Origin of the sequence: Methylobacterium sp. WL103 (assembly GCF_008039885.1) — a bacterium.
Lineage (GTDB): Bacteria > Pseudomonadota > Alphaproteobacteria > Rhizobiales > Beijerinckiaceae > Methylobacterium > Methylobacterium cerastii.
The window spans coordinates 1-5577 of sequence record NZ_VRUX01000271.1 but is presented as its reverse complement, the minus strand read 5'-3'; the positions used below and the strand labels follow the sequence as shown (position 1 = coordinate 5577).

The following is a 5577-nucleotide window of genomic DNA, read 5'->3' as shown; positions in this document are numbered from 1 at the left end:
CCTGTAGCTGCCGCCGCGCAGGCGAAACCGGCCGCGCGGCGAGCCGCCGTCGCCCTCGCGCTTCACCTGCACGATACCACCACTGCCGAGCGCGCAAGGGATGATTGCGGCGCCCGCCTGCAGCAGGCCCTTGCGCCGGTCGCCGACCCGCGGATGCACCTTGAGCGTCGCCAAGGTTCGGGCCGTCCCGGAATCGCGGTGGCGTTCATGAGGGCGGGGACGCTTCGTCATGATGCTGGGCGAACCTGAGGTGCGGGCGGCCGGAGGGCGGGAACGTGGCGTCCCTGCGCAGTGAAGCGTGGCGGCGGCGGGTTGGCTGTCACGAAAAGGGTCGTATAATTGTGCACAAGCCAATTCCCCGCCGCGAAAAGCACGTTATTCTAAGGCGTCTACCCGGGTCGAAGAACCCTCGGGTCCTTTGGGAGCGAGATCGTCCGAGCACCGGAACTCCGGGGCGCGATCCGTTCCGGTCGTGCCCAGTCGAAGAGTTCCACGGACGATGTCCAACGCCTACCGCCTCCTCATCTGCGACGACGACGCGATCCTGCGCGAGACCCTGACCGAACAGCTCGACCTCTGCGAGGAGTTCACGGTGGTCGCCGAGATCGATGCGGGCCGCGCCATCGCCCGCGTCGCCTCCGACCGGATCGACCTCGCGGTGATGGATGTCGGCCTGCCCGACATGGACGGCCGAGAGGCCGTCCGCCTGATGCGCAAGAACGGCTTCAAGGGCCCAGTCATCATGCTGACCGCCCAGGATTCCGAGGCCGACACCGTCGAGGGCCTCGAGGCGGGGGCCAACGACTACGTCACCAAGCCGTTCAAGTTCGCGATCCTGCTCGCCCGCATCCGCGCGCATCTGCGCAGCCACGAGGCCTCCGAGGACGCGGTCTTCCAGATCGGTCCCTACACCTTCAAGCCGGGGGCGAAGCTCCTGGTCGGCGAGCGCGGCTCGAAGCTGAAGCTCACCGAGAAGGAGACCGCGATCCTGCGCTTCCTCTACCGCGCCGGGCGCGAGGTGGTCGGCCGCGACACGCTGCTCGCCGAGGTCTGGGGCTACAACGCCCAGGTCACGACCCACACGCTGGAAACCCACATCTACCGGCTGCGGCAGAAGATCGAGCCGAATCCCGGGCTCGCCGCGATCCTCGTCACCGAGGGCGGCGGCTACAAGCTGCTGCCGTGATCCCGGCATGAGCGCCGCCCCGTTCGCCCTGCTCCGCGAGACCCTGGCAAGCCCGATCGGGACGCTCGTGCTCCTGACCGATGCCGACGGGCGCCTGCGCGTCGCCGACTTCGACGAGGACCAGGACCGGATGGAGGCGCTTCTCGACCGCGCCTACGGACGCGGCGGCTGGTTTGTCTCCGCATCCCGGCATCTCAGCCGGGCTCTCCGCCCATTGACGCGCTACTTCGACGGCGACCTCACGGCGGTCGACGAGGTCGAGACCGCAACGGACGGCACAGTGCTTCAGCGCGCGGTCTGGGCGGCCCTGCGGACCGTGCCCGCCGGCACCACCGAGAGCTACGGCGCGCTCGCGGCGCGGATCGGCCATCCCCGCGCGGTGCGCCCTGTCGGCGCGGCCAACGGCGCGAACCCGATCTGCATCGTGGTGCCGTGCCACCGCGTCGTCGGCGCGAACGGCACGCTCACCGGCTACGGCGGCGGATTGGACCGCAAGCGCTGGCTCCTCGACCACGAGGCGCGCCATGCCGGCGTCGGCGACAGAAAACCGCCCGCCGACTTGTTCGGGGCGGCCCTGCTCCGCTGACCCCGCATCCGCTCGCCCGTGACGACCGGATCACGGACGAATCCAACCCGCTGCGTGGCCGCATTTACTTCATGGGCGCCGGTACCCACCCGGCTCCAAAATGCTCTAAGCATCGTCGATCGGACGCAAAGGATCTCTGCGGGTTGGGCATCGAAGACGACATCGCGATCCTCGCCGCCGCGCCGGTCTTCGAAGCGTTCGGGCGCGACGCCCTGCGCCTGCTCACCTTCGCCGCCGAGCGCCGATCGCTGGAACCGGGAGAGACTCTGTTCAGCCGCGGCGATCCGGCCGACGGCGGCTTCGTTGTCCTGTCCGGCACGATCGCCCTCGCGCCCCGTGTAGCCGGCGGCGACACGGTGCTGGCCGGCCGTTCGGCGCTGATCGGGCGCCTCGCGCTGTTCGTTCGCGGCGAACGTCCGGGCGACGCCGCCGCGCAAGGTGCGGCCGAGGTCATGCGCATCACCCCGACCCTGATGCGCCGCGTGCTGGAGGAGTTTCCCGATGCCGCCGCCGTGATCCACGACGCGCTGGCCGACGACCTTTCCGCGCTGAACCAGGGTTTCGCGCGCGTGCGCGCCATGCTCGACGCGGATTGATCGGGCTCGACGCCTGGTCAGGTTTGCGGCACCAACGCGCGGGCTGCCTCGACCACGGCGTCGCCGCGGATGTGATGAAGCATGTGGCCGATTCCTGCGAGGCGCTCGAAGCGCGCGCCCGGGATCATGCGGGCGGCCAGCGCACCGTGCATCATCGGGTTGACCACGATGTCGGTGTCGCCCGTCAGAATCCGAACCGGCACCCGGCAGGTGGCGTAGGCCGCCGCGCTCCGGCTCAGCGCCGCCCAGAGCGAGAGCGCGTCCTCGGCCTCGGCGACGATCTGGCCCGGGCGCCCGGCGAAGCCGAACGGGAACGCTTCGGCGAAGGCGCGCGGCATGGTCTGGGGCAGGAACATCGCGTTCCACAGCAACGGCAGCAGCGTCGGGTCGGCGGAGGCGCCGAGCGCGTCCGACAGCATCGGCCCCGAGACCGGCGCGGCGCGCGGGCCGAACAGCACCTGCTCGAGGCGGAGTTCCGGAAAGCAGACCGGGGCGAGCGCCACGATGCCCGAGACTGAATCCGGGTAGAGCATCCCGTAGGCGAGGGCGACGGCGCCGCCGTAGGAATGCCCGAGGATGACCGGGCGATGCAGCCCCAACGCCTGCACGGCTGCGTGGATCAGCTCGGCCTGTCGCCAGGGCGACGCGTCGGCGCCGCGCACGCGGGCGCTGTCGCCATGCCCCGGCCGGTCGACGGCGACGACCCGGAAATGCCGGGCCAGCGCCGGCACCGGGCCGAGCCACATGTCCTCCAGCGTCATCAGCGTGCCGTGGATTGCGACGAGGTCCGGCCCGGTCCCTGTCTTGGCGTAGGCGATGGTGCGCCCGCCCGGCAGGTCGACGACCTTGCGCCGGACGATCCGCTCGGTCACCGCGGCGGGACCGGGCGGCCCGGAGGCGTCGAGCAACGAAGCCGCCATCTCAGGTCGAGCGCTCGCGTCCGCGCGAAGAGCCCGGCTTTCCGCTGCCGACGCCCGCGAGGGTCAGGGCCGCAAGGCCGAGGCCGATCAGCCCCGCCGTGGCGGCGACGGGGTGCAAGGTCGCGCGGGTGTAGGCGCTGGTGCGCATCACGTAGCCCGGCTGAGTGCCCCGGACCTCGCCCGCGTCCTTCGGCGCGTGCAGCGCGCCGGACGGGTCGCGCGGGTCCTCGCCGCGCTTCTGCATGGCGATGATCGCGGGGGCCAAGAGATCGTAGGCGCCCGGCGCGAACTCCTTGCCGGCCACCATCAGCTTGCCGCCGCCGCCGACGACGATGTCGCGCTGCGGATGCACGGCGGCATGCAGGATGGCGTTCGCCACCTCCTCGGGCGGGTAGATCGGAGGCGGCAGCATCGGCTCCCGGTCCATGTAGTTGCGCGCTCGCTGCGGCAGCGGCGTATCGATCGAGGTCGGCTTGACCAGCGTCACCGAGACCGGCGCATCCTCGGCCAGCAGCTCCATCCGCAGGGCGTCGGTGAAACCCTTCACCGCGTGCTTGCTCGCCACGTACATGCCTTGGAACGGGAAGGCGAGGTCTGAGGCGACGCTGCCGAGGTTGATCAGCGCACCGCCGCGCCGGCGCAGGTGCTCGACCGCGACGAGCGAACCGAACACGGTGCCCCAGAGGTTGGTCTGGATCAGGCGCGCGTTGTCCGCGTCCGAGACCTCGCGCAGCGGACCGTAGATGGTGAGGCCGGCGACGTTGACCCAGGTGTCGAAACCGCCGAACGCGGCGATCGCCCGGTCGGCCACGGCCTGGACATCGGCGCGGTCGCCGACATCGCAGGGGACGGCCAGGGCGCGGCCGCCGGCCGCCTCGATTTCCGCCTGCACCGTCGCCAGCACGTCTGCGCTGCGGGCGGCGAGCACGACGGTCGCCCCGCGCTCCGCGGCCATCCTGGCGGTCGCGAGCCCGATGCCGCTCGACGCGCCGGTGATGACGACGACCTGGTCGCGCAATGCCTTGTGTTTCATGGCCCTGTTTCCCGCAAACGCTCCGCGCACCGGTCGGCGCGGCGCCGCAATGTCCGGGACCTACCCACGAGGCGCCGAGATGTTGCCGGAGGGCGGCCCGATTCCGTCCGCGTCGGTTGCACGCAGGTGCGCGATCGCCCCGTCAACGCCCTCAGGTGACAGAGCGGACGGCCGCTTGTAAGCACGGGCGCTCGCTGAAAACCTGCCCGGAAGCCCCATGTCGCACGCTGCCCTCGCCCAGACCATCGAAGCCGCCTGGGAGGACCGCGCCGGCGTCGACACGAACACGCGCGGCGCCGTTCGCGAAGCCGTCGAGGCGGCGCTGGCGCTGCTCGACTCCGGTGAGGCCCGGGTCGCCGAGAAGAGCGGCAACCAGGATTGGGTGGTCAACCAGTGGCTGAAGAAGGCGGTGCTGCTCTCCTTCCGCCTCAACGACATGGCGCCGATCTCCGGCGGCCCCGGCGCGGCGCCGTGGTGGGACAAGGTGCCCTCGAAGTTCGAGGGGTGGAACGAGGCCGAGTTCCGGGCCGCCGGCTTCCGCGCCGTGCCCGGCTGCTTCGTGCGCCGCGGCTCCTACATCGCCCCCGGCGCCGTTCTGATGCCCTCGTTCATCAACCTCGGCGCGCGGGTCGGCAAGGGCACCATGGTCGACACCTGGGTGACGATCGGCTCCTGCGCTCAGGTCGGCGACAACTGCCACATCTCGGGCGGCGCCGGCATCGCAGGCGTGCTCGAGCCGCTGCAGGCCAACCCGGTGATCATCGAGGACAACTGCTTCATCGGCGCCCGCGCCGAGGTCGCCGAGGGCGTGATCGTCGGCGAGGGCAGCGTGCTCTCGATGGGCGTCTACATCGGCGCCTCGACCCGCATCGTCGATCGCACCACCGGCGAAGTCTTCTACGGCCGCGTGCCGCCCTACTCGGTGGTCGTCTCCGGCACCATGCCCGGCAAGCCGCTGCCGGACGGCTCGCCCGGCCCGGGCCTGTACTGCGCCGTCATCGTCAAGCGCGTCGACGCCGGCACCCGCTCCAAGACCGCGATCAACGAGCTGCTGCGCACCTGATCCGGGCAGGGCACGACCCGATGCGCGAGACCCTGACCCTCGACCTCATGGTGGCCGGCCACGCCGTGCCGACCCCCTGCGACCGGGTCGGGTCCGGCGCCGACGTGCTGCTGCTGCCGGCGCTCTCGACGATCGCGTCGCGGGCCGAGATGGCCGGGCTCGCCGCGCGTCTCGCCGCGGACCATCGCTGCCT

The 5577-nt window shown here is 71.4% G+C and carries 6 protein-coding genes and 2 pseudogenes; 5 read left to right on the top strand and 3 right to left on the bottom strand.

The features are described from left to right. A pseudogene (locus FV222_RS31230) lies at positions 1-231 on the bottom strand (hypothetical protein); the annotation flags it as partial. Positions 232-499: 268 nt separating this feature from the next. Here FV222_RS31230 and FV222_RS15980 point away from each other — a divergent pair. The 3 genes from FV222_RS15980 (at position 500) to FV222_RS15970 (ending at position 2368) form a co-directional block, all read left to right on the top strand. After that, a complete protein-coding gene (locus tag FV222_RS15980) occupies positions 500-1186 on the top strand; it encodes a response regulator transcription factor (RefSeq protein ID WP_147750089.1) in 687 nt (228 codons plus the stop codon). Between the two features lie 7 nt (positions 1187-1193). Then, positions 1194-1772, top strand: a complete 579-nt coding sequence (locus tag FV222_RS15975) for a methylated-DNA--[protein]-cysteine S-methyltransferase (RefSeq protein WP_147815055.1) — start codon at positions 1194-1196, stop codon at positions 1770-1772. A 143-nt stretch (positions 1773-1915) separates the two neighbouring features. Beyond that, a complete protein-coding gene (locus tag FV222_RS15970) occupies positions 1916-2368 on the top strand; it encodes a Crp/Fnr family transcriptional regulator (RefSeq protein WP_147761348.1) in 453 nt (150 codons plus the stop codon). 17 nt (positions 2369-2385) lie between these two features. Here FV222_RS15970 and FV222_RS15965 read toward each other — a convergent pair whose 3' ends face one another. Together FV222_RS15965 and FV222_RS15960 are read right to left on the bottom strand one after the other, a co-directional pair. Further along, positions 2386-3288 (bottom strand): alpha/beta hydrolase, encoded by a 903-nt coding sequence (locus FV222_RS15965; RefSeq protein ID WP_147761347.1) that lies wholly within the window; start codon positions 3286-3288, stop codon positions 2386-2388. Between the two features lies 1 nt (position 3289). Continuing rightward, on the bottom strand, positions 3290-4321 hold the full coding sequence (locus FV222_RS15960; protein WP_147815053.1) for an SDR family oxidoreductase: 1032 nt from the start codon (positions 4319-4321) through the stop codon (positions 3290-3292). A gap of 217 nt (positions 4322-4538) precedes the next feature. Here FV222_RS15960 and dapD point away from each other — a divergent pair, with 217 nt between their 5' ends. Together dapD and FV222_RS31225 are read left to right on the top strand one after the other, a co-directional pair. Continuing rightward, a complete protein-coding gene (gene dapD / locus FV222_RS15955; RefSeq protein ID WP_147761345.1) occupies positions 4539-5384 on the top strand; it encodes a 2,3,4,5-tetrahydropyridine-2,6-dicarboxylate N-succinyltransferase in 846 nt (281 codons plus the stop codon). Between the two features lie 20 nt (positions 5385-5404). After that, a pseudogene (locus tag FV222_RS31225) lies at positions 5405-5577 on the top strand (alpha/beta hydrolase); the annotation flags it as partial.